The organism is Rossellomorea sp. YZS02 (assembly GCF_033963925.1).
Taxonomy (GTDB): domain Bacteria; phylum Bacillota; class Bacilli; order Bacillales; family Bacillaceae_B; genus Rossellomorea.
The window spans coordinates 1-1,426 of the sequence record NZ_JAXBLY010000049.1 but is presented as its reverse complement, the minus strand read 5'-3'; the positions used below and the strand labels follow the sequence as shown (position 1 = coordinate 1,426).

Sequence of the window (1,426 nt, the reverse complement as noted above, 5' to 3'; positions counted from 1 at the left end):
GATTAAGTCCATATAATTGTGTAAAAAGAAAGAGTCATTTTATTCCTTCTTGTCAACACTGTTTTCAACGACGATAAACAATGAGAAGAGGAATAAAATGACTCAATTACAGTTTAACCTAGATTTGGATTCTTTAAAAGAAGCAGTTGTAAATTCTAATATCGAAACGGTGGTCCGTTCAGCCATCGTCCTTGTATTAAATGAATACATGGAAAGGGAGAGAGACCAATACCTACAAGCAGCTTCATACGAACGATCTACTGATCGTTTAGATTATCGTAATGGCTACTATGAACGTGACTTTACAATGAGTGTTGGGAAGATCAAATTAAAGGTGCCGCGTACCCGCAATGGAGACTTTTCTCCTTCTGTATTTGAAAAATACTCACGTTGTGATCAAGCTTTTGTCCTTTCGATGATTGAAATGGTGATCAATGGTGTTTCAACTCGCAAGGTTACTCATATTGTAGAACAGCTTTGTGGAGAAACGGTTTCTAAATCATTCGTTTCTTCCCTGACACAAAAATTAGACCCTATCATTAATGACTGGGCTAAGCGACCTTTGAACGGATCTTATTTTCCATATATATTTGTAGATGCCATGTATGTAAAAGTTCGTGAACACCATCGTGTCGTTTCAAAAGCCGTTTACATTGCGACAGCTCTCTCAGAGAAAAATAATCGCGAGATTTTAGGCTTAATGGTCGATCATGTGGAGAGTTATGAGAGCTGGAGTAGGTTCTTTCAACAGTTGAAATCCCGAGGTCTACAATCTCCTAAGCTTGTGATATCAGATGCCCATAAGGGTCTTCAAAAAGCGGTACTACGTGAGTTTATTGGAACAAGCTGGCAGAGGTGTAATGTACACTTTAAACGAAACATCATTCAACACCTCCCTAAAAAAGATTCCAAAGAAATTAGAACCATGATTAAGAGAGTGTTTGAAGCTGTCAAAATTGAAGATATGAGAAACTTTAAGGAAGAATTGATGAGTCAATATAGCGAGAACACCAAATACGAAAAAGCGCTGGCCATCTTTGATGAAGGCTTTGAAGATACGATTCAGTACATGGACCACCCTGAAGAAATTCGACCACATATCCGCAGTACCAACTGTTTGGAACGCTTGAACCAAGAGGTTCGAAGAAGAGAAAAGGTCATACGGATTTTTCCTAATACCCAGTCAGCCTTTCGATTAGTCGGAGCCGTTTTGTTTCATTACCAACAAACCAATTATTCAAAGAGAAAATCCCTTTAAAAAGCCCTAAACATTTTTGAATGAAACTTCCCATTCAAATGGCTTCATATCCAGGGCAGGCTGTCAAAGTGAAGAGCCTTTGACAGCCTGCCCTGGATATGAAGGAATTACTTCATGGAAGTTTCGCAAAAAAATGTTGAATTGAATAGCTATAGCTGATTAATAGTT

At 38.3% G+C, this 1,426-nt stretch carries 1 protein-coding gene; it reads left to right on the top strand.

Annotated features, from left to right (window positions below; all coding sequences use genetic code 11):
- The first annotated feature begins 97 nt into the window (after nucleotides 1–97).
- Nucleotides 98–1,258: an IS256 family transposase gene (locus tag SLH55_RS23090; protein WP_320324558.1), complete on the top strand. Its 1,161-nt coding sequence runs from the start codon at nucleotides 98–100 to the stop codon at nucleotides 1,256–1,258.
- Nucleotides 1,259–1,426 lie beyond the last annotated feature (168 nt).

What these genes read in the sequence shown, in the direction of transcription:
- SLH55_RS23090 (WP_320324558.1), top strand. Translation starts at nt 98, where the DNA reads ATGACTCAATTACAGTTTAACCTAGATTTGGATTCTTTAAAAGAAGCA.